General features: G+C 63.4%; 26 protein-coding genes. 14 read left to right on the plus strand and 12 right to left on the minus strand.

Annotated features, from left to right (window positions below; all coding sequences use genetic code 11):
- Positions 1-97: 97 nt before the first annotated feature.
- Positions 98-1027, minus strand: coding sequence for a LysR family transcriptional regulator (locus M1D44_RS15990; protein WP_316854079.1), 930 nt, complete (start codon positions 1025-1027; stop codon positions 98-100).
- A gap of 97 nt (positions 1028-1124) precedes the next feature.
- Between M1D44_RS15990 and M1D44_RS15995 the strand changes: the two genes are divergently transcribed.
- Together M1D44_RS15995 and M1D44_RS16000 are read left to right on the plus strand one after the other, a co-directional pair.
- Positions 1125-2138: a zinc-binding alcohol dehydrogenase family protein gene (locus M1D44_RS15995; RefSeq protein WP_316853979.1), complete on the plus strand. Its 1014-nt coding sequence runs from the start codon at positions 1125-1127 to the stop codon at positions 2136-2138.
- A 31-nt stretch (positions 2139-2169) separates the two neighbouring features.
- Positions 2170-2595: a GlcG/HbpS family heme-binding protein gene (locus M1D44_RS16000; RefSeq protein ID WP_316853980.1), complete on the plus strand. Its 426-nt coding sequence runs from the start codon at positions 2170-2172 to the stop codon at positions 2593-2595.
- Positions 2596-2980: 385 nt separating this feature from the next.
- Here the strand turns inward: M1D44_RS16000 and M1D44_RS16005 are convergent, their stop codons facing one another.
- Positions 2981-3922 (minus strand): LysR substrate-binding domain-containing protein, encoded by a 942-nt coding sequence (locus M1D44_RS16005; RefSeq protein ID WP_024977317.1) that lies wholly within the window; start codon positions 3920-3922, stop codon positions 2981-2983.
- Between the two features lie 81 nt (positions 3923-4003).
- Here M1D44_RS16005 and M1D44_RS16010 point away from each other — a divergent pair, with 81 nt between their 5' ends.
- Both M1D44_RS16010 and lspA read left to right on the plus strand, forming a co-directional pair.
- On the plus strand, positions 4004-4402 hold the full coding sequence (locus M1D44_RS16010; protein ID WP_316853981.1) for a nuclear transport factor 2 family protein: 399 nt from the start codon (positions 4004-4006) through the stop codon (positions 4400-4402).
- Between the two features lie 148 nt (positions 4403-4550).
- On the plus strand, positions 4551-5060 hold the full coding sequence (lspA, locus tag M1D44_RS16015; protein ID WP_316853982.1) for a signal peptidase II: 510 nt from the start codon (positions 4551-4553) through the stop codon (positions 5058-5060).
- 53 nt (positions 5061-5113) lie between these two features.
- Here the strand turns inward: lspA and M1D44_RS16020 are convergent, their stop codons facing one another.
- The 3 genes from M1D44_RS16020 to M1D44_RS16030 all read right to left on the minus strand — a co-directional run bounded on the left by M1D44_RS16020 (position 5114) and on the right by M1D44_RS16030 (position 6322).
- A complete protein-coding gene (locus tag M1D44_RS16020) occupies positions 5114-5320 on the minus strand; it encodes a hypothetical protein (RefSeq protein WP_024977320.1) in 207 nt (68 codons plus the stop codon).
- Between the two features lie 106 nt (positions 5321-5426).
- On the minus strand, positions 5427-5846 hold the full coding sequence (locus tag M1D44_RS16025) for an Hsp20/alpha crystallin family protein (RefSeq protein WP_112186798.1): 420 nt from the start codon (positions 5844-5846) through the stop codon (positions 5427-5429).
- 32 nt (positions 5847-5878) lie between these two features.
- Positions 5879-6322 carry an Hsp20/alpha crystallin family protein gene (locus M1D44_RS16030; RefSeq protein WP_024977322.1) on the minus strand — a complete coding sequence of 148 codons (444 nt, stop codon included), beginning with the start codon at positions 6320-6322 and terminating at the stop codon, positions 5879-5881.
- A gap of 342 nt (positions 6323-6664) precedes the next feature.
- Between M1D44_RS16030 and M1D44_RS16035 the strand changes: the two genes are divergently transcribed.
- Positions 6665-8035 (plus strand): APC family permease, encoded by a 1371-nt coding sequence (locus M1D44_RS16035; RefSeq protein WP_316853983.1) that lies wholly within the window; start codon positions 6665-6667, stop codon positions 8033-8035.
- 325 nt (positions 8036-8360) lie between these two features.
- Here the strand turns inward: M1D44_RS16035 and M1D44_RS16040 are convergent, their stop codons facing one another.
- The 3 genes from M1D44_RS16040 to M1D44_RS16050 form a co-directional block, all read right to left on the minus strand.
- Positions 8361-8576, minus strand: coding sequence for a DUF2061 domain-containing protein (locus M1D44_RS16040; RefSeq protein WP_024977324.1), 216 nt, complete (start codon positions 8574-8576; stop codon positions 8361-8363).
- 284 nt (positions 8577-8860) lie between these two features.
- Positions 8861-9997, minus strand: coding sequence for a PAS domain-containing sensor histidine kinase (locus M1D44_RS16045; RefSeq protein ID WP_316853984.1), 1137 nt, complete (start codon positions 9995-9997; stop codon positions 8861-8863).
- Positions 9998-10244: 247 nt separating this feature from the next.
- Positions 10245-10994, minus strand: coding sequence for an SDR family oxidoreductase (locus M1D44_RS16050; RefSeq protein ID WP_024977326.1), 750 nt, complete (start codon positions 10992-10994; stop codon positions 10245-10247).
- Between the two features lie 194 nt (positions 10995-11188).
- Between M1D44_RS16050 and M1D44_RS16055 the strand changes: the two genes are divergently transcribed.
- Positions 11189-12106: a LysR family transcriptional regulator gene (locus M1D44_RS16055; protein ID WP_316853985.1), complete on the plus strand. Its 918-nt coding sequence runs from the start codon at positions 11189-11191 to the stop codon at positions 12104-12106.
- A gap of 312 nt (positions 12107-12418) precedes the next feature.
- Here M1D44_RS16055 and M1D44_RS16060 read toward each other — a convergent pair whose 3' ends face one another.
- Positions 12419-13327, minus strand: a complete 909-nt coding sequence (locus M1D44_RS16060; protein WP_316853986.1) for a dienelactone hydrolase family protein — start codon at positions 13325-13327, stop codon at positions 12419-12421.
- Positions 13328-13351: 24 nt separating this feature from the next.
- Entirely contained in the window at positions 13352-14719 is a 1368-nt protein-coding gene (locus M1D44_RS16065) for a sensor domain-containing diguanylate cyclase (protein ID WP_316853987.1), read from the minus strand.
- Positions 14720-14964: 245 nt separating this feature from the next.
- Here M1D44_RS16065 and M1D44_RS16070 point away from each other — a divergent pair, with 245 nt between their 5' ends.
- Positions 14965-15564 (plus strand): undecaprenyl-diphosphatase, encoded by a 600-nt coding sequence (locus M1D44_RS16070; protein ID WP_316853988.1) that lies wholly within the window; start codon positions 14965-14967, stop codon positions 15562-15564.
- A 7-nt stretch (positions 15565-15571) separates the two neighbouring features.
- On the opposite strand, the gene M1D44_RS16075 is transcribed toward M1D44_RS16070, so the two are convergent.
- On the minus strand, positions 15572-17038 hold the full coding sequence (locus tag M1D44_RS16075) for an MFS transporter (RefSeq protein ID WP_316853989.1): 1467 nt from the start codon (positions 17036-17038) through the stop codon (positions 15572-15574).
- 104 nt (positions 17039-17142) lie between these two features.
- Here M1D44_RS16075 and M1D44_RS16080 point away from each other — a divergent pair, with 104 nt between their 5' ends.
- The 4 genes from M1D44_RS16080 to M1D44_RS16095 all read left to right on the plus strand — a co-directional run bounded on the left by M1D44_RS16080 (position 17143) and on the right by M1D44_RS16095 (position 20263).
- Entirely contained in the window at positions 17143-17751 is a 609-nt protein-coding gene (locus tag M1D44_RS16080) for a TetR/AcrR family transcriptional regulator (protein ID WP_316853990.1), read from the plus strand.
- A gap of 134 nt (positions 17752-17885) precedes the next feature.
- A complete protein-coding gene (locus M1D44_RS16085; protein WP_316853991.1) occupies positions 17886-18473 on the plus strand; it encodes a hypothetical protein in 588 nt (195 codons plus the stop codon).
- A 17-nt stretch (positions 18474-18490) separates the two neighbouring features.
- Positions 18491-19420 carry a S1C family serine protease gene (locus M1D44_RS16090; protein ID WP_316854080.1) on the plus strand — a complete coding sequence of 310 codons (930 nt, stop codon included), beginning with the start codon at positions 18491-18493 and terminating at the stop codon, positions 19418-19420.
- Between the two features lie 144 nt (positions 19421-19564).
- A complete protein-coding gene (locus M1D44_RS16095; RefSeq protein ID WP_024977335.1) occupies positions 19565-20263 on the plus strand; it encodes a response regulator in 699 nt (232 codons plus the stop codon).
- Between the two features lie 82 nt (positions 20264-20345).
- Here M1D44_RS16095 and M1D44_RS16100 read toward each other — a convergent pair whose 3' ends face one another.
- Entirely contained in the window at positions 20346-20834 is a 489-nt protein-coding gene (locus tag M1D44_RS16100) for a MarR family winged helix-turn-helix transcriptional regulator (protein WP_024977336.1), read from the minus strand.
- A gap of 270 nt (positions 20835-21104) precedes the next feature.
- Between M1D44_RS16100 and M1D44_RS16105 the strand changes: the two genes are divergently transcribed.
- The 3 genes from M1D44_RS16105 to M1D44_RS16115 all read left to right on the plus strand — a co-directional run bounded on the left by M1D44_RS16105 (position 21105) and on the right by M1D44_RS16115 (position 25209).
- Complete coding sequence (locus M1D44_RS16105; protein WP_024977337.1) at positions 21105-21893, plus strand: SDR family NAD(P)-dependent oxidoreductase; 789 nt, start codon at positions 21105-21107, stop codon at positions 21891-21893.
- 197 nt (positions 21894-22090) lie between these two features.
- Positions 22091-22318, plus strand: a complete 228-nt coding sequence (locus tag M1D44_RS16110; protein WP_024977338.1) for a hypothetical protein — start codon at positions 22091-22093, stop codon at positions 22316-22318.
- A 122-nt stretch (positions 22319-22440) separates the two neighbouring features.
- Positions 22441-25209 (plus strand): bifunctional glycoside hydrolase 114/ polysaccharide deacetylase family protein, encoded by a 2769-nt coding sequence (locus M1D44_RS16115; protein WP_316853992.1) that lies wholly within the window; start codon positions 22441-22443, stop codon positions 25207-25209.
- The last annotated feature ends 60 nt before the right edge of the window (positions 25210-25269 follow it).

Raw genomic sequence — 25269 nt, forward strand, 5'->3', positions numbered from 1 at the left:
GGTTGTACGTTTGCGCGCTCAAAGAGGGGGAGCGGCGGACCAGTCGATCAGGTCGAAGAGGTCGAAGAGGATTCAGCCAGAGTCGGTTGCCGCCGAGTTACTCGGATGGCGAACCTTGCGACGAGTAGCTTGCGAGCAGGGCCATACAGCGTTCGCGCAGGAATGCACTCAGCGCTTTGATGGCGGGTGTGAGTTGCGCACGGTGGGCGCAAATCAAATGCAGCGGCGCGGGCTCGCCATATTCCTGCGGAAAGATCTCGACCAATCGGCCGGCCTTCAAATCATCGATGAGGTCCAGTCGCGATTTATAGAGCAGGCCTTCGCCTGCGATGGCCCAGCGGCGCACCGCATCGGCATCGTCGCTGACGCGATTTCCTGTGACTGCCACGGTGCGCTCGCCGCCGGGTAGCGTGAAGCGCCAGCGTTCGTGGACTTGCTCGCTCCAGATATACCGAAGGCAGTTGTGTCGCCGCAGGTCATCCACCTTGGTCGGCGCGCCGTGTCGTTCGATGTACGACGGCGCCGCGCATAACGCACGCCGGTTGTTGTCGAGCAGTTTGATGGCCAGCAGGGAGGAATCGGGCAGCGCCCCGTAGCGCACGGCAAAGTCCAGCGGCTGGCGGATGAGGTCGGCCGCACGGTCGCTCAACTTCAGGTGCACCGATAAGCCGGGGTGCTGGTGCTGAAAATCGTCGAGCCACGGCAGCAGCAGGTTTCTTCCGAAATCGGACGGAGCCGATAGCCGCAGCGGGCCGGAGAGTGCTTCCCGGCCACCGGCCAGCGCCTGTTCGCCTTGTTCCCGCGCGCCCAGCATGACGCGCGCATGCGGCAGGTAGCGCTCTCCAGCTTCTGACAGTTGCATGCTGCGCGTGGAACGTGTGAACAGGCGGGCGTCCAGCGCCTTTTCCAGCCGCTGCACAGATGCGCTTGCCTGCGCAGGTGCGATGTTCAGTTGGCGTGCCGCCTCCGAGAAGCTGCCGGCGTCAGCCGTGTGCACGAAGATTTGCACGTCATCGAGGCGGATGATTTTCATTGAAATGCCGAAAGTGTTTGGGCATGCCGCCCGTTTATCCGCATATCGCTGAAAGATAGCATGGCCCTCATTCACTCTCTGGAGAACGTGCATGAAAGCCATCGGTTTCTATCAGAACCACCCCATCAGCCATCCGCAGGCGCTGCAAGACATCGAGTTGCCGACGCCTGCGCTTCGCGATCACGACCTGCTGGTGGAAGTCAAAGCGGTGTCGGTCAACCCGGTCGATACCAAGATCCGGCGGGGCGGAGACATCCCAGAAGGGCAGGCGCGCATTGCCGGCTGGGATGCAGCGGGCATCGTCCGCGCTGCCGGCCCGTTGGCCACGCGCTTCAAGCCAGGTGACCGTGTCTGGTATGCCGGCGACATCACGCGGCCTGGCACCAACAGCGAACTGCATGCCGTCGACGAACGCATCGTCGGCCCCATGCCGGCATCGCTGGATTTTGCGCAAGCCGCATCGCTGCCGCTGACGGCAATCACTGCGTGGGAACTGCTGTTTGATCGTCTGCGCGTCCAGGCTGCCGACCCGACCGAGAACAACGTGCTGCTGGTGACCGGAGCTGCAGGCGGCGTCGGTTCCATCCTGACCCAACTGGCGCGCGCGCTGACGGGGATGACCGTGATCGGCACGGCCTCGCGGCCGGAAACCCGTGAATGGGTGCTGGCGCACGGCGCGCACCACGTCATCGATCATCGTGAACCGTGGGCACCGCAACTGGCAGCGCTTGGCATTGAACACGTCACGCATGTGGCCGGGCTGAACCAGAGCGCCGCTCACGTACCGCAGATCGCCGCAGTGCTGCGCCCCGAGGGGCAATTCGCCCTCATCGACGACCCGGCGGATCTGGACATCGGCCCGTTCAAGGGGAAATCCATTTCGATTCACTGGGAACTGATGTTCACGCGCGCCATGTTCACCACCGCCACCATCGCCCGACAACACGCCTTGCTGCGGCGCGTGGCCGAACTGGTCGATCGCGGGGACATCAAGCACACCTTGACGCAGCGCATCGATGGCATCAACGCCGCGAGCTTGATCAAGGCGCATGCGCTGGTCGAAGCCGGAAACATGATCGGCAAAGTCGTTGTCGCCAACGCCTGAACCCTGCAGACATCTGAGAAGGAGCCTCACCATGACATCCCCCATCGTCCCCACGGCAACGATCAGTCTGGAAGCCGCGCAAGCCTTGCTGGCGCAGGCGCGTCGCGCCAGCGCAGCGCGCGGGTTTGCCGCCACCATTGCCATTACCGATGCAGGAGGGCACCTGCGCGCGTTCGAGCGTGCGGACGCCGCGCCGTTCCTGACCGCTGACGTCGCCATCAACAAGGCATGGACCGCAGCATCGTTCGGCATGGCCACGCATCAATGGAACCAGTACATGGCCGAGCCTGCCGTTGCCCCGCTGGCGCACCATCCGCGCCTGATGCCGGTGGGCGGTGGCGTGCCGATCTTTTACGAAGGGCGCCTGGTGGGCGGCATCGGCATCTCCGGTGGCAGCGCTGCCCAGGACCACGAGGCCGCCGAGGAAGCATTGCGTAACGCGGGGTTTCTGTCCTGAGCTGTGAGCCGGCCTACGCGCTGCTCCTCGTCGTTTGCAATGGCGCATGGGCGGTGACAACCCGCCCAGCCGATGACCTCAACCGCGCCTTCAGTTCTTCGCTGGCTTGATGCAGTGCTGCACGCGTTGCGGGCACGCCGGCAAGCACATTGAGCAGGCCGGGAGGGGCGCGTTTCCGCTGAGAATTGTTGAATTGCCTCGGCAGGGCCCCTTCCATAGACTCCGCCCCTGGAAAATTAAGGGGAGGCTCCTCCCTCTCCCTAGTCGTCCATGCAGTCCTAGCTCGCCTCGGCCACCCGTCCCGGCCGGGGCCTTTTTTTTGTCAGACGGCATGCAGATGCGGCAACGACACGTTGCAGTACAGGGCTGCTTTCCTCGACAGCAATCAGTCTTTCTGCGCAAGCCGAGACAAGACGTCGGCGAGGGCGCGGATCTTGGACTGGGCGGCTCGTTGGGATGGATAGACGACGAAGTACGACAAGCCGTTTTTCGCCACGTCGATAAAAGGCGTGACCAACGTCCCCGCCCGCAGGCGGTCTCTCGCCATCCGCGGGTCACCTATTGCAACGCCATGCCTCGCCGCCGCAGCGGTGAGCGTCAACTCGAGGGTATCGAAAACGAGCCCACGGTCTGCGTCGATGTGAGGTGCCCCAACGCTTTCCAGCCAGCACCGCCACTCCTCGCGGCTCTGTCCGGGATGGAGCAAGGTGACATGAGCAAGATCGGCCGGCGATCCAAGCGATGCAGCTATCTCGCTGGTGCACATCGGTGTGAGTTGCTCGGCAAACAATGGAACCGCATCCATACCCGCCCACTGGCCGGTTCCCCGAACGACGATGGCATCGACGTCAGGCGTAGTGAAATCCGGCGTGTCGTCGGCCGATGTGGAGATGCGCAGTTCTGTTCCAGGCAAGGCGTCATTGATGTCTGCCAGCCGCGGCAGCAACCAACGAATCGCAAACGTGGATGGCACCCGCAGAGTGACGACGGACGCTGTCTTGGCGTGGATGTCTGCGTGTTGAACCAGTTGCGTGAGGATGCTGACGGCTACGGTCAGCAGTTCGCTTCCTTCCGCCGTCAGTGTGAGTCCTGAAGCGTGGCGCACAAAAACTGCACACCGGTAGTGCGATTCCAGTTGCTGGATCTGACGGCTCACCGCGCCCTGTGTTCGACACAGATGATCTGCGGCTTTGCTGATGCTCCCGAGTTGCGCCGCGGCGACGAATGACTGGAACGCTGCCAGCGGCGGCAGTGCCCGCGTCAGATCGGCCAAGGGGTATGCATGGGCTGCATACCCGGGTTGCGGATTTTTCGATTGTTCGGACATCGGTGCATCGATATCGTGCATGCATCTAGCGCGCGACCGCACGAGCGCGCGGAGTTGTCAACGAATGACCGGAGAATGAACATGGCCTCATCGTCGGAAGCACTATACACGCGGCAGGTTCGCAACTATCTCAGGGAATTGGAGCGCGGCGATGTCGCGGCGATCTGTACGTTGTTCACGCCGGATGCCCAGATCTTCTCGCCGTTTCTCGGGTGGGTGCACCCCGCGCCGTTCTTTGCGAGGGTCGATGCGGCATCTGGTGAAAGCAAAATCACGCCAATCGACATCTGCGTCAGCACGATGGGCGCCCGACGTGCGACCGGTTACTTCATCTATGACTGGGGGCTCAAAGATGGGACGGCAGTGCGCTTTGAGTGCGTCGATGTTTTTGAATTTGACGACAATGGGCTCATTGAGCGAATGATCATCGTCTACGACACCCATCCGATTCGCAGTACGGTGGGCGACAAATATGCGTAGCCAGTCTAAGTCGTTCGGAACTGGCGGCCCCTGGCGGCCAAAGGCGGCGGGTCGATACCGTCATCGCGGTCGTTGACAACCCCCGAGCACCCGCTCGCAGCATCCAACTCTGACTAGAATGGGGGCCCGCCTACAGATGACCTCTCGAATGACGACGAAACAAAGAGTTGCCACTGCGCTGCTTGGCGCGCTCGCCTGGATCATCATCGACCAGGCGACGAAGGCCATATTCAAGCAAATATTGACGCCCGGCGAAGTCGTGTCATTGCTTTCAGGAAGCCTTCTCGTTCTACCCACCTATAACCACGGCGCGTTCCTAAGCCTCGGGGCGGGAATGTCCGATGCGACTCGCAATATCGTTTTCATCTATGGCGTTCTGGCGATTCTGGTCGGCCTGTTCGTGTGGCTGTTGCGTTCACCCAGGCTCGGCCGTACCGAAGTCATTGCGGCAGCTTGCATTCTGGGTGGAGGGCTCAGCAACCTGTTCGATCGTTGTGTCTACGATGGCCGGGTTTTTGATTTTCTGAACATAGGCATCGGGCAGTTGCGAACGGGTGTATTCAACGTCGCAGACATTGGAATCATGCTCGGCGTGGCACTCATTCTCTTCCGTGGTGTAAAACGCGGGCCTACTCTGCCAGGGGCCTCGACGGCCTGAAGAATGCAGGCCCCCAGCGAGCCTGCTGTTCTGCTGCCCGCGAACCTGCCGTGCTACTGACGATCAACGGCGTTGATGGCTTGGAGCACCGAACGGCCGGTATCAGTCAAACGCGCGCGGCGGCGATGTCCTTCTGCCGAGCGCTCCAACATCACCAATTGCCGCTCCAGTAACGAATCCAATTCAGCGCGATTCATATCCACCTGCTCTGGTGACTGACTGACCAGCATCAAGGTGGCAAATTCGTGTGCACTCAGCATCTTTGTCTCCTAGTGACAAACAACCGTAACCAGGGGGCACGGTGCCAAATGCAGGCGCGCAAGGCGCGCGCCCGCTTGCATGGCAAAACAACGGTCGGTGAGGGGATCAGCCGGCCTGCACTTCGATACGCCGCGGTTTGGCTTCATCGCGGCGTGGGATCGTCAGCTTGAGCACCCCGTCGCGCAGTTGAGCGTCGATGCGCGAGGCATCGAAGTCAGGGCTCAGCACAAAGGTGCGCGAGAAATGCGGGTGCCGAACTTCGCCGTGCTGCAGACGCAGTCCGGGTGGCGTGGGCACCATCAATTCGGCATCGACGGTGAGCGTGCCATCCTGCACGCGAACATCGAGCTTCTCGCGCGGCACGCCCGGCAGATCCGCATACAGCGTGATGCCCTGGCGGTTCTCGAAGATGTCGACGGGAGGCGCCATGTGGGTCTGTCGCGCGGCCGCCTGTTCGGCCGTCTGCTTTGCAACCGCCGCCTTACCTGGCTGCGCATGGGTCGCCAATTGGGTGGTGTCATTCATGATGTGCTCCTTCATGCTTGCGCAGGTGCGGCTTAGCCTTGCACCCTGATCTGACGCGGCTTCGATGCCTCCGACTTGCCCACGCTGATGGTCAGGCAGCCGTTGACGTACCGGGCGCTGACTTTGTCTGGGTCGACGTCCTGTGGCAGCTCAATCACACGACGGAAGGCGCCCGTGAAGCGTTCGTCGGCATACACGCGCGTCTCGTCGGTGAGTTCGAAATCGGGGCGCTTGCGCTCGCCGCTGATCGTCAGCAGCCCCTTGTCGATCGAGACATCGATCTGCGCGGGGTCGAGCCCCGGGGCGAACGCGACGATCTCTACCGAGTCATCGGTGCTGCCAATGTTGACGGGAGGAAAGGTACCGATGCGCGTTGCGCGCAGGCTGGCGGGTGCCCCCGCAAAAAGCGTGGCCATCTGCCGTTGCAGGCGATCGAATTCGCCCAGCAGATCGGTGCCAAAAAACAGATCGCTCATGGCTGGCTCCTGAAGGGCCCGCACGGAGACTGAACCGAACTACGCGCTCCAGTTCATCGATCCGTGGCGGGCCACTGACAAACAAATCGAAACACGCAGCGCGAGAACCGCGACTGCATTGACGAAACCTAAAATAGGGAAGCGGGCAGAAATTTCAAGAGGCCCATTGGGTGCTGGACGAAGAACACATGCGCAAACGCGTGCCACCTCGCCCTATCGCCGAAGGCTTGCGGGGCCCCGTCCAAGCACTGACCCGGTCCAGAGAGGCCCCTATTGCCCGCACATCCGGCACAGGGTAAAAATCGGTCTATTGCCCAATGTCGACCCGGAGTCGCCTACCCCATGGACCAACCAGCCAAGCTCAATGCCGATTCCCTGGGTGTCGTCGAATCGGTAATCATGGGGATTGCCGGCACGGCACCGGCCTACAGCATCGAGATTACGACTTCCACCATCATCGGGACGGCTGGCACGCAATCGCCGGCGAGCATCCTGGTGTGCGGGCTCATCATGTTTGGCATCGCTTACGCGTTCATCAACATGAACCGCGCCCTGGCGAGTGCCGGCACCTCGTATTCGTGGGTGAGCATGGTGTTCGGGCGTGCGCTCGGCTTTCTTGCTGGCTGGGCGCTTCTGGTGTTGTGCTGCGTGTTCATGGTGTCCGCCATGATTCCGGCGGCAAATGCCACGCTGCTCATCTTTGATCGGCCCATGATGAACAACGTGCATTACGTGACGCTGATCGCTGCGGCATGGCTCACAATTGTCAGCGCGGTGGTCGTCAAGGGCATCAAACTCACCAGCTATGTGCAGGTGCTGATGACGATTGTCGAGGGCGTTATCCTGCTGGTGATCATCGTGGCGAGTTTCATCGTGTTCCCGCATACGCCAGCGCATCCGTTCTCGTGGGTCTGGTTCTGGCCTTTCGCGTTTACGCCCAAGATGTTCGCCAACGGCGCGTTGGTTGCGATCTTCTTCTTTTACGGCTGGGACGTGACGATGAACCTCAGCGAAGAGACGCGGGACGCGAACCACACACCTGGTCGGGCCGCGTTCTGGTCGATGGTGTTCTTGATGGCGTTCTTCCTCATCTTCATCGTCATTACGCAGCTGGGCCTGTCCGATGCTGAGATTCAGCACTACAACACGAACATCATTTTTGCCATTGCTGAGAAGTTGTTTGGACCGACCTGGGGCTACGTCGCGATCGTTGCGGTATTGCTGAGCACGGTGGGAACGGTTGAAACCCAGATGTTGCAGTTCACGCGCACGCTGTTTGCCAAAAGCCGCGACGGTGCACTCCACGCGCGCTATGCGCGTCTGCATCCGGTTTGGCGCACGCCCCACATCGCCATCTTCTTCATCTGGATCACCGGGCTCGTACTGCTGTTCATGTCGTCTTATCTGCCGACGATCAACGTCATCCTGCAGGATTCGATTACCGCCATCGGCTTCCAGATTTGCTTCTACCTGGGGCTCACCGGCCTTGCCTGCGGCTGGTATTACCGCAAGGTGCTGATGCAGGGGCCGTGGGTCGCGATCACCCATGTCATCTGGCCGGTGGCAAGCGGGCTCTTCCTGTTCTTCATCGCGCTCTACAGCATCCCGACCTTCGACTGGGTTACCAACGTCGTGGGGATGGGAGGCATTGCCATCGGCGTCATTCCGCTGCTGCTGAACCGCAAAAAGATCTGGTTGGCGCGCTCAGCCTGAGCCGGCTCTGCCAGAGCGGCTGCGACGCGTTCCGCTCGACAATCGGGGCGCCGAATGCTGTCAGCCTGCACTGACAGCGCCTGTGTATTGACCTACAGAAACAAGGGCGCGCCCGGACAAGACAATTGGCGTCCCCTGATAGCGACGGCCGGGCGCCCCTCCGATACTGAACCTGGTGGCACCCGGCTCTCGATAAAGGACATTGTCATGGACGACTATTGCACGCTGTGCGGACGGCGCGGGCATTCTGCGTCGCACTGCCCGTGGGGTTCGTATCTTCGAATCCGTCGCTGTTCTCTGGTCCTGTCGAAGGACGGCCGCCCATTTACGTTTCGAAAATTCCCCACTTGATGCGAGCCCATATGCGTTCGTGGGCAAAGTAGGCGATCGACGTATAGATATTGCTGGCGATCATGAAACCGACTGCCAGGTGAACCGTGCCAGTCAGCAGATAAAGAGTGCCGAAGTCCAGGCACATGATCACGATTCGGTACGTCGCGGCCTTGATCACAGAACGACGAGCGCTGACGGTTCGCACCATGATGTTCTCTCCTGCTTACGTGCATCGATGCCTGGTAGCGCCGATCAATGAATGCCTTCCGGTTCCGATACCGCACGGTCTCGGGGGGGGGGGCGCCGAACATTGCGTCGCCGCTCATGGCTGCCGCGGCAATGCCATGGATGCGCGTCGCCGGCACCAAACCGCGCGAGATGATTCCAGTCATAGTGCGCGGCAGACGGTAACGCTAGACGGCGTCCGCATTGCGCTCGTGGGGAAGCCGCGCTCGTAACCGGCGGGCTTTCTATTCGGCGGGTGGAAGCGCCTTACTGACCAAGTGGTAAATCCAGTTCAACCGCTTTTCGCGGAATCGAAAGCTGGATGCGGTACCCGCCTTGTGAAAGCGGTCCCGCTGCGAAAGTCCCGCCCAGGCGGCGCACGCGGTCACGAATGCCCGCGATTCCCGATGACGGCGGACGCCCGGCGGCCGGTTCGGCTAAGCGTGTGACGACGGCTCCATCGTTGAGAATCGTCAGCTCGCAACTCGACCGGTCGCATCGGAGGTCGATCACCACCTCCGTTGCCGACGTCGCATGCCGGGCAACATTGGTCAGACCTTCTTGCACGATCCTGAACAGCGCGGTGGAGGCGGTGTCGTTGAACGCCACCCTATGCGTGTTGCAATTCAGCGCGACCCGTAGTCCGGTATGTTGTCCGAAATCGGTGACAAGCCAGTCGAGTGCGGGGAGCAGCCCCAGATCGTCGAGCATGGTCGGCCGCAGGCCGGCGGCAAGACGGCGGACCGACGCCAGCGCGTGGTCGATGGCATTGCTCATTGTCCGTGTTCTTTCGCGCGCATATGCCCGGGCTTCTGGCGTGCTGCCTTCATCGGCAAGCAGGCCGGTGATGATCATCTTCAGCGCCGTCAATTGCTGCCCGAGGTCGTCATGAAGCTCGCGCGCAATACGCTTCTTTTCTTCTTCGCGAGTGGCTTCGACGCGGGCTGCCAGCTCGCTCGCGTACTCAAGTTGCTTGAGTCGCTCTCGCTCGGTCAGGTCCCGGGTGACTTTGGCAAAGCCGATCAGGTCGCCGTCCTCATCTCGCAGAGCCGTGATCACCACGTTGGCCCAGAATCGCGAGCCGCCTTTGCGTATGCGCCACCCTTCGTCTTCCCAGCGGCCAAGCGCTGCGGCACGCTTGAGTTCTTCGCTCGGATAGTTCTGCACAATTGCCTCGGCTGGATAGAAAACCGAGAAGTGCTGGCCGATGATTTCGTCGGCGCGATAGCCCTTGATGCGTTCAGCACCGGCATTCCAACTGGCAATGTGACCTGTCGGATCCAACAGGAAGATTGCATAGTCCTGTATCGCGTCCACCAAGGTGCGATAACGCTCCTCCACGGGCACGTGAGCGATCGGTGCATCGCTTCCCAGTCTTCGCAATCTGCCTGCGTTGGTATCCATACCAAGCCCTCATCGCAACGGGTTCGAGCACCCAAGGCAAACCTGTTGGAAGTCGCTTCCCGTGCATCTGCATAAGAATATGCTGCCCGGCGACAGCAATCAAAGCAGGCATGGCCACTGCGATGAGGCGCCAGAAGTGCCTGGCCAAGGATTGGCTGCCCGCACGCATCGCATGCTGTTCAGCATTCGCTTTGCAATTTGTACGCAGGCGGCCTGGAGGTTGGTAGCCGCTTCCGGCTACCGCCGCTCAAACCTGAGCCATCCCGCCATCAACAAACAGCTCGATGCCATTGATAAAGCTTGCCGCATCCGAGGCAAGAAACGCGACGGCCTTGCCCACTTCGGCCGGCTCCCCCAGGCGGCCCAGCGGCACCTGAGCGGCGAGGAAGTCGAACAGCCCCTGGCGCGTTTCATCCGATGCGAGGCCGCCAAGGCCCGGCGTACGAATCGGGCCGGGGCTCACCACATTCACGCGGATACCGCGATCCTTCAGATCCATCACCCATGAGCGGGCGAAGTTGCGCACCGCCGCCTTGCTGGCGCTGTAGACGCTGAAGTTGGCCGTGCCCTGAACGGAAACCGTGGACGACGTGAGGATGATCGATGCGCCGTCGGTCAGCAGCGGCAGTGCCTTCTGCACCGTGAACAGCACGCCGCGCACGTTGGTGCCGAAAATCCGGTCGAAATGCTCTTCGGTGATGGCGCCCAGCGGCATCATGTCGCCGCCGCCGGCATTGGCGAACAGGATGTCGAGCTTGCCGGCCACCTTGGCGATCTGGGCATAGACGGCGTCGAGGTCGGACAGCACCGACGCATCGGCCCGCAATGCGGTGGCCCCGGCGCCGATCTCTGCGACGGCGGCGTCGAGTTCAGCCTGACGGCGGCCGGTAATGAACACGCGCGCGCCTTGGGCCGCGAGTTCCTTGGCGGCGCCAAGGCCGATGCCGCTGCTGCCACCCGTGACGAGGGCGATCTTGCCTTCCAGTTGCTTGCTCATGATGTGCTCCATGTCGTGATTTCAGGTTTGGATGAATGACCTCGCGGCGGGAGCCTTGCTCTGCGTGGCCCCGTCGCGTTGGGCATGGAGGCACTGTAGGGCCCAGAGACTTTTCGAAAAAGCACTGCAAACAGAATTACTATCCACAACTGTGGATAATTGGCGGCTGCACGATCAAGCACAAGGGCACTCGAATGGATCAACTATTGGCAATGCGTTCCTTTGCACGCGTGGTGGAGGCTGGCAGCTTTACGCGGGCGGCCGATTCGCTCGACATGCCCATTGCCACGGTCAGCAAGCAGGTGCAGGAACTGGAGGCCCACCTGGGTGTGCGCCTGCTGCAGCGGACGACACGGCGCGTGACGGTGACGCCGGAAGGGCAGGATTACTACGCCAAGAGCACGCGCATCCTGCGCGACCTGGAAGACATCGACGCCTCGTTCAGCCTCGCACGCGGGCGGCCGCGCGGGTCCTTGCGCATCGATGTCGGCGGCTCGACGGCGCGCGACGTGCTCATTCCTCTGCTGCCGGAATTCGTGGCGCGCTACCCCGAGATCAGGATCGACCTGGGCGTGTCAGACCGCTCGGTAGATCTGATTGCGGACAACGTCGACTGCGTCATTCGTGGTGGCCCCTTGGACAACTCGTCCCTGGTCGCACGCCACCTGGGCAACGCGCCGCTGATCACCTGCGCCACCCCGGGATACCTCAAGCAATACGGCACGCCGGCTTATCCCGATGAACTCAAGAATGGCCACCGGCTGGTGAGCTACGTGCTCAGCCAGACGGGGCGGTCGGTTCCATTCCGCTTTGAGCGCGACGGTGAAAAGACCGAGATCAAGGTCGAGCATCGCATCGGCGTGAACGAGAGCAATGCGCATCTGGCCGCCTGTCTGGCGGGCCTGGGCATCGTGCAGACCTTTGGTTATGCGGCTGAAGCGGCGATCAACGACGGCGCTCTGGTGGAGATCCTCAAGCCGTGGCGGCCGGCGCCTTACCCGTTCCATGTCGTCTATCCGCAGACACGCCACGTCACGCACCGCCTGAGAGTGTTCATTGACTGGCTGGTGGAATCTTTTCCGGCTCGGGTGGGGCGAGGGCCGACGAAGTAACCGGCAGCATGAGCACGATTGTTTCTGTGGATAAGCACGTGAAGAACTTCAGGGACAACTGTGTTGGCTCTCCGGGGTCAGGTTGTCCACAGCAGAGGGATAACTTTGGTGTCTGCCGAGAGGGTGGGGCGCACTCTGCACGAGTCATCCACGCCACGCCACACGCTGTCCGATGGGTTGTGCATTTCGCAAGCAGTTGACGCAAAAGCGTTTTCTGCAGCTATCCACAGAAACGATCCACCGTTATCTACTACTACTATTTTTATATACAGAAGAAATAAAGAAGACAGCAAAGACGGGCGAGCCAAATGCTCATGGGCGCTTCATCTGCAGTGCTTGATCAAGAAACTCGAACATACGGCGTTCTGAGTCTTCTGTGGCCTGCGGGCTGTAGTGATAGACGACCTGATGGCCGCGCACGTCGGTCTTGCTGAAGTTGTTCAGGTGCTGGCAGTCCCAGCAGTGCGTGGTGTCGGGATAGACGTGCCACTGCACGGGCGCACCAGCGTCCTTGGCGGCCTGCAACCTGGAGACGCAGTCTGCGGCGGGGCCTTCAGTGTCGGCTTCACCCATCAGCACGAGCAGGGGGCGGTCGATGTCGGGGTTGAGGATGTCGAGCGGGGTGCCGTTGCGCAGCTTGAGACCTGAGCACACAGGGTAGAACGCGACGGCGGCTGCGAAGCGCGTGCCGTCCCCCAGGGCTTCTGCCCAGTGCTTGCTGCTCAGCCCGAGGCCCATCATCGCGCCCCAGGAATAGCCGGCGTGGGCAATGCGGGCCTTGTCGACGAAATCGAATCGACCGAGATACGCGGCGGCCTGCAGCGCATCGCGCACGCCACGCATGGGCGTCACGCCGCCTTGCGGGCCCATGCACACCGATTCAACACCGCGTGGGCCGAGGCTGTCGATCAGCAATGCCACATAGCCATGGCGTACCGCGCGGCGGGCCCATTCGAGCATGGCCTGGTTCTGCCGCTTGCCATGACCCAGGCCGCTGCACTGGTGCTGCAGCACGAGCGCCGGGAAGGGGCCATCGCCAGCGGGTTTGTAGAGCGCCATGGATGGCGTGGTGAGCATGCCGAGTTCGCTCACCTTGTCAGGAAAGGTCAGATCCGGCGCGCGCGAGGCGCCGGCGCGCAGCGTCTGCGTGTCGATCTGCGCGTGGCACAGGAGCGGCAGGGCCAGCGCAATGGCAAGGGTGCAGCGATGGATGAGCGTCATGGCTGCCCCTTCGTTTGACGTGCGTTACGTGAGCGCGGCCGGCAGTGGCTGTGCACTCATCACCATATTGCGTCCGCCTGCCTTGGCGCGGTACAGCGCGGCATCGGCGGTTTCGACCAGCGTGTCGATGGAGAGGGCGCTGTTGTCCGGCGCAGACGTGGCGCAGCCGGCGCTGACGGTCACGTAGCGCGACGGCGCGGTGGCTTCGATGCGCAGACGCAGCACGGCTTCGCGCGCGCGCTCGGCAAGGGCCTGCGCTTCGGTCGCATCGGTTTCGGGCAGGACGACGACGAATTCCTCGCCGCCATAGCGTGCGATGAAATCTGACGGTCGGCGCACCACGCCCGCCAGTGCATGGGCCACGGCTGCAAGGCATGCGTCGCCCTTGAGGTGGCCGAACGCATCGTTGTAGCGCTTGAAGTGGTCGACATCGACCATCACCAGCGAAAGCGGCTGTCCGCTGCGCAGGGCGGCACTGATCAGGCTGTCGACACGTTCGTTGAAGTAGGTGCGGTTGTACAGGCCGGTCAGCGCATCATGCATGGACGCCTGCCGCAGCGAGACATGCGCCTCGAACAGCCGCCGGTATAGCGCGGTCACCTCCCACACCAGCACGCAGACCAGCACCCCAGGCGCGAACATGCTGAACAGGCGCGCGACATACCAGCCCACGGTAAAGCGGTCTGTGCTCAGCAGGTTGAGGGTGGTGTCGGTCAGGCAGGCCAACGCGGCAATGGCCAGCCACACGTCGAGCACCGCACGCAGGCGGCCGCTGGCCACCACGGCGAGCACCGCAATCGCGTTGATGGCCCACAGGACGACCGCCACGGGGTTGTCGCCATTGCTGGCGTGCAACGGCGGCGGCAGGTTGGTCAGTACCGCAAAGCTGCACAGCAGCACACCCACCACCACCGGCCCGCCGATCAGCAGCCAAGCCCACAGGCCGACGCGTCCGTCAGCAACGGCATCGCGCGAGAGCCGATCACGCATGAGCACCGCCAGGACCACGAAGAGCGGAAAGCCACCGTGCCAGAACACCCACATCCATGCTGCACTGGTGGGGCGGGCGCCAAACAACCCCGTGGGTGAGAACACGCCCGGGAAGGTCAGCAATTGCAGCGCCACGGCCAGCGCGGTAAAGGCATAGGCACCGCTCAGTGCGCCCAGCATCGGCTGCCGCGTCACGGTGAACTGCGCGCCCAGCAAAAACGCGGCAATGCCGGCCGTGGTGAACACCGTCAAGGCGCACATCGGCATGAACGGGTTGATCGCCGGCCATTGCAGGCCTGCACGTGGTGCGGCCACGGCCAGCGTCAACAGGATCAGCAGCGCAATCGCGCCGGCAATCATCGCTTGCTGGCGTGTGGCTCGCTGAATCAGAAAACTTTCCATCCACCCCCCGGGGTTCGAGATTGTGTGTATCCGACCTGCTTGCGTGTCGGTGTGCCTACATCATAGGCAGCGGCCGGCGGCGGGAAAAGCCTAGGCAAGGATTGGTGGCATCGCTACGGCCGGCCTAAGTCGGGTGGCCTAGGCTTATCCACAGGCCCGTTCCAAGGGAATTGAAGGGAACCTTTCGTAGTGTGGGCCGGGTCTCACGCCGTTGTTGAATCACTTGGGCCGTTGGCCGACGCTGTATGGAATCACTCAATCACACGCTGTTTCTTTGGATCAACGCGCCGGCCGACGCGTCGGCCACCACCGTCTGGCTGGCGATGGCCTTTGCCGAATACGCGATCTGGCTGGTGCCACTGACGCTCGTGGCCGCTTGGCTCTGGGGCGAGCCGACCACGCGGCGCCAGGCACTGCAGGCCGGCGTGGCTGCTGCGCTGGCATTGTTGATCAACGTTGGCTTCAGCCTGCTTTGGTATCACCCGAGGCCGTTTGCGATTGACCTGGGCACCAATCTGCTGCCGCATGCGCCGGATTCGTCGTTCCCGAGCGACCACCTGACCGCGCTGTGGACCGTAGCGTTCAGCCTGATGTGGCACGCACGCCTGCGGCGCGTGGGCGTATTGCTGGCGCTATTGGGCGTGCCGATGGCGTGGGCGCGCATCTACCTGGGCGTGCACTATCCGTTCGACATGCTGGGCGCGGCTGCTGTATCAGCCTTGAGCGCATGGCTGTGCAGTGGGCGCGTGGCGCATACGCTGTCGGAGCCGCTGCACCGTTTGGGGCTGGCGTTGCATGGTGTGTTGCTGGCTCCGTGCGTGCGGCGCGGCTGGGTGCGCAAGTAAGCGTGGGTCAGGCGTGCCGGCGCCAGGCACGCCAGAAGAGCACGAAGGACAGTATCGTCGCGCCCACGTTGTAGAGCGTCGCCAGCGCAAACGCGTGGCCGTAGTGCGCGGCGTGCGTGGCGGAGTCCATCGCCACCGCCCCATTTGCCCCTTCCACCTGGCCCAGCAGCGAGAACAGCAGCACGCCCACCACCGTTACGCCCACCGCGTTGCCGACGGCCTGCATGGTCGTGACGGTGCCGGCGCCCATGCCTGCCTGGGCCGTCTCCACGCCGCTCAGGATGGTGTTGAGCGACAGCGGAATCACCATGCCTTGCCCAAAGCCGTTGAGCATCAGGGGCAGGATCAGCCAGGCGGTGCCGGCGCCCAGTTGCGCCATTCCGGCCAGCACCACCATGCCCACCGCGAAGATCGCCACGCCCAGCAGCAAGGCGCGCTGCCCGATGCGTTCAGCCAGGCGGGGCGCTGTGAGCGAGCCGGTAAAGAACGCGATGGCCGCCGGCGTGAACACCAGCCCCGCTGCCAACGCCGACAAGCCGCGCCCGAACTGCAGCAGGATCGTCAACGCCAGGAAGTACGAGCTGATGGCTGTGTAGAACAGGAAGATCGCCAGCACGCCCAGCACAAAGCTGCGGTTGCGGAACAGCGCCATCTCAATGATGGGGACGCGGCCCGCCGCCGACAGCGCTTGCTCTACGCGCACAAAATGGCGGAACACCAGCAGTGAAGCCAGCGGCACCGCCCACGACCACCACGGCCAGCCGGACTCCCGGCCTTGCATGATCGGCACCAGCAGCATCGCCAATGCCACCGCGCCTGCCACGGCGCCATGCACGTCCAACCGCGCCGCCACCGGCGCACGCGATTCCGCCACGAATGCGCGCGCCGCCAAGATGGCGACAACGCCGATCGGCACGTTCACCAGAAACACCGCGCGCCAGCCTGAGACTTCCGCCGCCAGCGGATGCGCAATCAGCCAGCCGCCGATGATCTGCGAGACCGACGCCGCCACGCCCTGCACCGCGCCCATGGTGCCGAACGCGCGCCGCCGTGCGTCGCCGTCAAACAGCACGCGCAGCGAAGCCATGACCTGCGGCATCAGAATGGCTGCTCCCAGGCCTTGGCCGACACGCATGGCGATCAGCATCCACGGCGTTGTCGCCAGACCGCACAGTGCGGATGCCAGCGTGAACAGCGCCATGCCCGCCAGAAACATGCGCTTGCGCCCAAACAGGTCGCCCAGGCGGGCGCCGTTGAGCAGGAACACCGCATACGCGGCGCTGTAACCGACCATCACGAGCTGGATTTCGGCAAAACTGGTGTGCAGACCGGCACGGATGTCCGGAATCGCCACATTGACGATGAACAGGTCGAGAATCGTGACGAAGTTGCCGGTCAGCAGCGCCGCCAGCGCCGGCCAGTGCCGTTTGGCTGGCGAGGCAACGCCAGCGGCAGAAAGGGATTCCGTTGACATGGGGGATCTCGGTTTATTAATATACGGTCGTACGTATACTAGAGAGCGATTGGCCTACGTCAAGCGCCGATTGCGTTGTCCCCACTCATCGATAGGGCATTGCCATGAACGAAACCGACGGCCGCCGCCAGCGTGGCGAACGTGCGCGCGCCCAGGTGCTGGAGCACGCCACCGCCATTGCCTCCACCGACGGACTTGAGGGCCTGACTATCGGTCGCGTGGCCACGGATGCGGGCGTGGGCAAGGGCAACATCCAGGTGCTTTTCGGCGACAAGGAAACGCTGCAACTGGCCACGCTGGATGCGGGCGTCGTGCATTACCGCGAGATGGTGGTCGAGCCGGCGCTAGCGCTGGAAAGCCCGCTCGCCGGCCTGCGTGCGCTAACCGATGGCTGGTTCGACTACGTGGCCGGCGGGGCGTCGCCGGGCGGTTGCTTCGTCTGCGCGGCCAGCTACGAATACCGCGCGCGGCCGGGAGCCATCCAGGACCGTGTGCGCGGGCATCGCGAGTCGGTGCGCGCCCGTTTTCGCGAGACGATTACGGCGGCGCAGGCCGCTGGTGAATTGCGCGCCGATGTCGACGTCGATCAGCTCGTCTTCGAAATCGAATCGTTTCGCTCCAACGCCAACGTGGCGTTTCTGATGGGCGACATGGCGGTATTCGAGCGCGCGCGCCGCAGCACGCAAGCGCGCATCGATGCGGCGCTCGCCTGAGCGGACTTCCCAACTCGCGACGCGCGCAAGCAACGCCCGCGCGGCGCCCCGGTCTTCCGGTGGCTCCACCTTTGGTTACACTTGTGCGCAGTCGCACAAACACACCAAACACAAGACTCGCGGGGGAACAGGCTATGAGGAGCCAAACGATTGCTGCGGCCATCGGAATCGGGTGCGCGCTGTGGCTGACGGGCTGCGCAGCGCCTTATGCGGAGCCGCCTGCCGGCGCCAACACGGCCACGGTGGATTTCGTCCGCCCGCTGACCAGCACCAATGCCACCATCCTCGCGTTTGATGACCCAAAGTATTGCGGCAACCCGCGCACCGCGCTCAAGCCGGCTGATGCGACGCGGCCGATCCGCGTGCTGGCCGGTGTGCCGACCGCGTTGGGCGCCAGCTTCATCCGCACCTCGGGCACGCTCATCTACCGCTGCGGCGTGTCGGCGACGTTCGTGCCGCAGGCGGGCAAGCAGTACAAGATGACGGCCAGCTACCCCACCAACGCCCATGTGTGTCGCGCCGGCGTGGTTGAGTCTGACGACGGCCGGTCGTGGCACGCCATCAACGCGCGCTATCGCACCTACCGCATCAACCCGTCGTGGGGCACCGGAAGCTGCCCCGGTCTGACCGACGCCGACGTCGCCTTCATGCGTGACAAGACGCGCTCCGAAGACGGCTCCACCACGCTGAGCGACCTTTCCGATCTGCTGACGCCGCAATGACCCGCCGCACCGCCTTCATGATCCGCACGTTTGTGGCCACTGCATCGGCACTGGCCGCGTTGCCGGTGGCCGCGCTGGAGCCGGCCGAAGTGTTCGCCAAGGTCGCGCCCAGCATCTGGGAGGTGCGCGTGTCCAACGCCGCCGGCCAGCCGCTGGCCATCGGCAGCGCGGTGGTGATCGGCGACGGGCTGGCCGTGACCAACTGCCACGTGCTGCGCGGCGGCAAGCAGGTCAGCCTCAAGCGCGGCAACGCCAGCTTTGGCGCACGCCTGCTGTATCCCGACGTGCAGCGCGACCTGTGCCAGCTGCGCGTTGCCGATTTCCACTATCCTGCCGTCACGATCGTGCCGAGCAGCATGCTGGTGACGGGCCAGAAGGTCTACGCAATCGGCAATCCGCTCGGGTTTGACCTGACGATCAGCGAGGGGTTGATCTCGTCGCTGCGGCATGACGAAAGCGGCGAGCTCAAGGCGATCCAGACGTCGGCGGCGATCTCGCAGGGCTCCAGCGGCGGCGGCCTGTTCGACAGCAACGCGCGGCTGGTCGGCATCACGTCGCGCATGGTGTCCGCCGTCTACGGGCAGAACCTGAATTTTGCAGCGCCCGCCGAGTGGATCAACGATGTGCCCGCGCGTGCGCAAAAGGCGTTGGCTGAGCGCGCTGCCGCAGCGTCGCCGGTGGCGGCGAACACGACGCCCGTAGCGGCAACCGTGGCCGCCGCCGCGCTACAGCCGCGCAAGCCCGGTGAACTCGGGCCGAAGTCGCAAGCCGCCTTTGGCGAGTATTTGCGCAAGCCGTGGCCCAAGATCTTCGTGGCCGCCGACGGCGATCAGTTCGTCTACGAGTGGGGCCAGAACGCTGAATTCCGTGCGGTGTCGTCGTGCAAGGAGCGTTATCAGAACTGCTCCATCTATGCCCGTGATGACACGGTTGTCGAGGCCAATTAAAGACCCTCGCAACGGTTGGCATCGATTCCGCCCGGGTCAGGTCAGGGCATGAAGACATTAATATGTGACCCGTTTGGCTGTGCGGTGCCCGTTCAAGCGAGCCTGCGCAGTAACTCAAAACAAGTCGACTAGGAACCCGCCAACATGAATTGGACCGCGACCCGACCGATCCGCGTGGTCGTGCTCGACGACCATGCGGTCGTCCGCCATGGTCTGGCTGCGCGCCTGAAGCAGGAGGCCGATATCGAGGTCTGCGGCCTGTTTGCGTCGGGCCGCGAAATCGTGCGGGCACTCAAGGACAACACCTTCGAGGTGGATGTCCTGCTCATGGACTATTCGCTGGGGCCCACTGAAATCGACGGGCTGAACTTGATCCGCCTGATTCGCGTGCGCTATCCGGAGTTGAAGATTCTGGTGGCCTCGGCGCATCACAACAAGGCGACGGTTGGCATGGTCATGCATGCCGGTGCGCGTGGGTTTGTCGGCAAGGAAGAGGAGCTGACGGAACTGGTGCGCGCCATTCGCACCGTGGCTACGGGCGGCAAGCGCCTGAATGCAGCGCTGGCTGCCGAGATGGAGAGCGATGCCCTTTCTACCGATGCGCCCCCGCCCACCGCGAATGGCAGCAAACTCTCTGCACTGCTCGACCGCTCCGAGCTGAGCCCGCGCGAGCGCGAAGTGCTGCGCTGCTGCCTTGACGGCATGTCGGTCACGGACATTGCCGAAAAATTTGCGCGCAGCATCAAGACCATCAGCTCGCAGAAGCAATCGGCCTATCGAAAGCTGGGTATTCGCACCGATACCGAGCTGTTCAAGATCAAGCACGAGCTTGAGGGGCAGTGAGGGCTGAGCGGCGCCCAAGCCATGCCCTGCACGCCGGCAACGCCGTCGGCTCAGATGACCGAACCGCGAACGCCTGAACAGGTCAGGCGTTATGCAGCACGCGCAGCAACAGGTTCTCCAACTGCTTGACCTCGGTCTGCGAAAACCCGCGCAGCAGGTTGTTCAGCACATCGATGATCAGCGGCCGGATTTCCGGATACAGCGCGCGGCCTTGCTCGGTGAGCGAGACCACCACCGAGCGGCGATCCGCATCACTGGGCGCGCGCTTGACGATGTTCTTCTTCTCCAGCCGATCGATCAGCCGCGTCATCGCACCCGGATCGTAGTGCAGCGCGCGAGAGAGTTCGGCCGGGGTGGTGGCCAGGTCTTCGGCCAGGTAGATGACGACCGTCCACTGCGCGGCCGTCAGGTCCAGCGATGCCAGGGCACTGTCGATGTGTGTCACCAACGCGTGTCGGACCCGATGCACGAGCCGACCGATGTTGGTATCGCGGTCCATGGTGTCAAGCTGGTAGGCGCCTTCACTGGTGCTGGTGTCGGCGGCCTCAGGTGTCTGTACGTCGATGCTCATGGTGGTGCTCCCCGTTCTGCCGGTGATCCGGCTTGTAAGGCGCGCCGCATTCCCGTAACGCTAGCGTGCTTCATTGCACACTAATCGTCGCTTGCCCAGGCCGTCAAGCCGGGATCGATACCAACGCGGATCGTCAAATCTCGTTGGATATCGCTGCAAAACGATTGCGGCTGCCAAGGGGCGGGGTGGTTCGTATCATGGTTGAAACGTGGCAGCCGACGCATGTGGCGCGGCGTGCTCGTCCTCCTCCATATTCCTTTTTTGAACGCCATGAACCTCCACCTTCAGAACAAGCTCGCGCTCGTGACCGGCTCTACCAAGGGCATCGGTCATGCCATTGCTGTAGCACTGGCCGCCGAAGGCGCCCGCGTGATCGTCAACGGACGTACCCAAGCGTCCGTAGACGACGCAATTGCACGTCTGCGAACCGAGGTGCCCGACGCCCAGGCCGAGGGCTTTGCCGGTGACCTGTCCAATCCGGCGCAGGCTGATGCGTTGGTCGCCCGATTTCCCAAGGTCGACATCCTCATCAACAACCTCGGCATTTTCGACCCCAAACCGTTTGAGGAAATCGACGACGCCGAATGGCAGCACTTCTTCAACGTGAACGTGCTGAGCGGCGCGCGCCTGTCCCGCGCGTACCTGCCCGGCATGCGTGCCCAGAACTGGGGCCGCATCGTGTTCATCAGCAGCGAGAGCGGCGTGCAGATCCCGGTGGAGATGATCCACTACGGTGTCACGAAGACTGCGCTGCTGGGCCTCTCGCGCGGGTTGGCCGAATTGACCGCCGGCACGGCCATCACCGTGAATGCCGTGCTGCCGGGGCCGACGCGTTCCGAAGGCGTGGACGAGTTTGTCGAGAAGCTCTCCGGCGGCCAGAGCTTCGAAGCGTTCGAGAAGACCTTCTTCGAGACGGCGCGGCCGACCTCGCTCATCAAGCGCTTTGCCAGCACGCAAGAGGTGGCCAACCTGGTTGCCTATGTGGCGAGCCCGCTGTCGTCAGCCACCACGGGCGCTGCGCTGCGCGTGGATGGCGGCGTGGTGAAGTCGGCGTTCTAGAACGTCAGCCCTGACGAACGCACCATTCCGGCGCGCGGCCCCGGCTTTTACGCTGGCCGTGTCGCTGGTGCATGCCGGCGGGACAAGCCGGCAGCGCGTCTGTTCGCCTGTATCGTCTAGATCGCAGACCAGCCAGACCGAGCGTGTCCTCGCCCGTGCGCTGGCGGCATTCCTTCCACATCTTCGGAGTGATTGCCATGTCCAACTGCAAAGTCTACGGAACCAAACCTGACAACGGCCCTGGTCAACTGGCGGCTCAGGCCGCACGCGATCGCGTCAACCAGGCGCACGCCGCCTGGGCCGTCACGCTCGCATACAACAGCGGCACGACAACCGCTGTCTACACTTCCGCAGTCGCCAGCGTCGACGACCTGGAAAAGGCGTTCGAAGCTGAATTTCCGCAGTACACGGTGGTCGGTTACTGAGCCGCTTGCCCTCCGCCACGTGTCTCCGCCGGGACATCGTGGCGGGCACGCAGTGTCCACAAACATTGCAATCGGCCCGCAGCCCGTCACAATAAAAGTCGGAACGACTTTCGAGGATCGGGATGCAGGGCAAGCGAGCTGTGGGCAGCATGGGGTTGTGGTGGCGGACGGCGTGGCTGGGTGTCGTTACGTTGGCGTTCGGCGTTGCGGCCGCTCGCGCACAGCAGCCGGCAACGCCTGCGCCTGCAGATCCGCAGATCGCCTTCTACTACGGCCGCGATGTGCCCGCCGCTGAACTGCAAGCCTTCGATTGGGTCGTGGTGGACCCGGCAACGGGTGGCAGTTTCGATCCGAAACAGCCATCGTCCACGCTCTGGTTCGCTCGCGTAGACCTGACACAGCAGACCGATGCGATGCGCTCGAGCGCCTGGCCTGCCAATGTGATCGACCAGGTCTTTGCGCCGCTGCTCGCGCAAGGCTATCAAGGCTTCCTGCTCGATGGGCTGGACACGCTCCAACGCGGCGCCCCCGATGCCGCCGATGCCGCCAATGCCATTGCGGCGCTGGTTCAGGCGTTGCATGCGCGCGCACCGCAGACGAAGCTGCTGGCCGGCGGCACGGCCTGGCTCGAAACGTTGGCGCCGCAATTGTCCGGCGTTGTGACGGCGGGTCTGGTGCGTGAGCGCACAGGCGGCGAAGGACTGCACGATGTGCCCGATGCCGACCGCGCCGCACGCATTGCTACGCTGCGCAACATCGGGGCGCAGTATCACTTGCCGGCGGTCGCGCTCGATTACTGTGCCAGCTACAACCGCACCTGTCTGCGTGAGACCGCCAATGTTGCGCGCGCCGCGGGCGTCACCAGCTACGCCACCACGCCGGGCGCCGACTTCATCGGCATTGGTCGGCTGGAAGTGATGCCGCGACGTGTCCTGTTGGTCGAACCCCAAGAGCCCGGCACCAGCCGCAACACTGCGCCATCGGTGCTCTATCTGGCCATGCCCATCAACTACCTCGGCTATCGCACCGAATTTGCCGACGCCAACAAGCCGTTGCCGACCGTCACGCCCGACCGCTATGCCGGTGTTGTCACCTGGTTCGACAGCAACGCACCGCGACCTGGCTCGTGGGCGTCGTGGCTCCGGCGCACGATGGGTGCTGGCGTGCGCGTGGCGATGTTCAACCAGTTCGGGCTGAACATGGATGCCCCTACGGCGCAGATGCTGAATCTGCAAACCGTGCCCGGCACGCCGGCGGGGCCGCTTGCCATCGTCTCGCATGATCCGATGATGGGCTTCGAGCTGCAGCCCCATCCCGATCGGCGCATGGCCGTGGGCGTGCAGGTCGACTCCCGCGTTGCGGGGGCCCAATCGCTGTTGCGGCTCTCGGCCGGCAGCTACACCTACGATGCGGCGGCCATCATGCCGTGGGGCGGCTACGTGCTGCAGCCGTTCGGTGTGTTTCGCATGCCCGATGTCGACCAGGCGCGCTGGGTCATCCAGCCGCTGGATTTTCTACGCCGCGCGCTGCAACTGCCCGCCATGCCGGTGCCTGACACCACGACGGAAAACGGCCGCCGGCTGATGACTGTGCATATCGACGGCGACGGATTCGCCTCCCGGACCGAGTTTCCGCCCGGAGAGTTCTCCGGCCAGGCCTTGCTGCGCGACATTCTGGATCGCTACAAGGTGCCGACCACCGTGTCGATCATCGAGGGCGAAGTGGCCGCCGACGGTGTGTATCCGAAGCTCACGCCGCAGCTCGAGCCGATCGCGCGTACCATCTTTGCGCAGCCTTACGTGGAGCTGGCCAGTCACACGTTCTCGCACCCGTTCAACTGGCTGCGCACTACCAACCCGCCTGATCCGACTTCTGCCGAAACGCCCGAAGGCACCGACACCGCCTTCTCGTTGAACATTCCCAATTACCGTTTCAGTTTCGACCGCGAGATCGCGGGCTCCATCCGCTACATCAACACCAAGCTGGCTCCGCCGGGCAAGCGCGTGAAGGTGCTGCTGTGGAGCGGCAATGGCCAGGTGCCGCCGATTGCCGTGCAGAAGACGGTCGAGGCCGGTGTGCTGAACATGAATGGCGGCGACACCTACATCACGCGCTCCAACCCGAGCTGGACGGCCGTGGCGCCGCTTGGCGTGGACAAGGGCGATGGCCTGTTCCAGGTCTTTGCGCCCGACCAGAACGAGAACATCTACACCAACCTCTGGCACGGCCCGTATTACGGTTTCTCGCGGGCCATCGAAACGTTCGAGCTGACCGAAAAGCCTTATCGCTTCAAGCCGATCGGCATTTACTACCACATGTATTCCGGCACCAAGCTGGCGTCGCTCACCGCCTTGCGGCAGGTGTACGACTGGGCGGTCGCGCAGCCGGTCATGCCGATCTACGCGTCGGACTACATCCGCAAGGTGCTCGACTTCCGCGCCATGGCTGTCGCGCGTGACGGCGATGCCTGGGTCGTGCGCGGCAATGGCGATCTGCGGACCGTCCGTTGGACGGGGCCCGGCGTGCCCCGCCTTGCCGATGCGCGCGATGTGGCCGGCTACGCTGCGGGCCCTGGCGGCACCTATATCCACCTGACCAGCGGATCGGCACGCTTCGCCCTGAACAACGCCGCACCAACGCAACCCTACGTGCGCGATGCCAGCGGCCGGCTGTCGAACTGGCAGCGCAGTGCGGATGGCAGCTCGCTGTCAGTCGATGTTGCCGGCTATACGCGACCGTTCATCCGCTTTGCCAATGCAGCCCGTTGCCGGGCGACCGTGGACGGCCGCGAAGTGAGTGCCTCCCATGGCGCCGACTGGCGCATCGAACTGGGTGCTGGCAACCCCGCCAAGCTCGCGCCCCAGCACGTCGAGCTGACTTGCGACAAATGACGTCCGGAAACGCAGACGCAAGTCTGCTTTGTCGGACATAGCCGCCTGTAAAACGTTTGC

The sequence above is a fragment of the Ralstonia sp. SA306 genome, from assembly GCF_054792405.1.